This is a genomic window from Secundilactobacillus collinoides DSM 20515 = JCM 1123, assembly GCF_001435975.1.
In the GTDB taxonomy this organism is placed as follows: Bacteria; Bacillota; Bacilli; order Lactobacillales; family Lactobacillaceae; genus Secundilactobacillus; species Secundilactobacillus collinoides.
On sequence record NZ_AYYR01000087.1, the window covers coordinates 1 to 411 of the forward strand.

The 411-nt window shown below is 41.8% G+C and carries 1 protein-coding gene; it reads right to left on the minus strand.

Annotation, left to right across the window (positions count from 1 at the left end):
* Nucleotides 1-300: 300 nt before the first annotated feature.
* The gene (locus FC82_RS17230; RefSeq protein ID WP_152164679.1) at nucleotides 301-390 is read right to left on the minus strand and encodes a putative holin-like toxin; all 90 of its coding nucleotides are present in this window, start codon (nucleotides 388-390) and stop codon (nucleotides 301-303) included.
* Nucleotides 391-411: the final 21 nt, after the last annotated feature.

Consider the following 411-nt stretch of genomic DNA (forward strand, 5'->3'; position numbering starts at 1 on the left):
ACAGAAAGCGCAATTTAAAAACCAGTTAAACGATGTGCACCAAGAAATCAGTGAGCTAACACAAAAGCAACTGAAAGCATTTGCTGAACAGAATCCGGAGATCAAACAACCCGAATCCGAACTTGATCAAAGTCTAAAACGTTAGCCAGTTTTTAAAGGTCATGCTATAATGTAATAGAAAAAGGAAGCCCTGCTGAAGACAGGACTTCCCATGCAAGCCGCTTCAAAGGCGGTGGCGAAGTTAATAAGACAGCATTAAGCTACCCTGTAACTGGCCAAAGTTTACGCAGGGCGGCTTTTTTATTTGTTCCTTTTGTCGATGCACGTTAGCAACGCTAAAATAAACATTGCAAATAGCAACATCAACGAGAGTGTCTGGAAGACGCTCATTGACTGTGAAACCTTCCTGAA

Excerpts from the sequence above, each read along its gene's own strand:
- FC82_RS17230 (WP_152164679.1), bottom strand. The coding sequence starts at position 390 with ATGAGCGTCTTCCAGACACTCTCGTTGATGTTGCTATTTGCAATGTTT.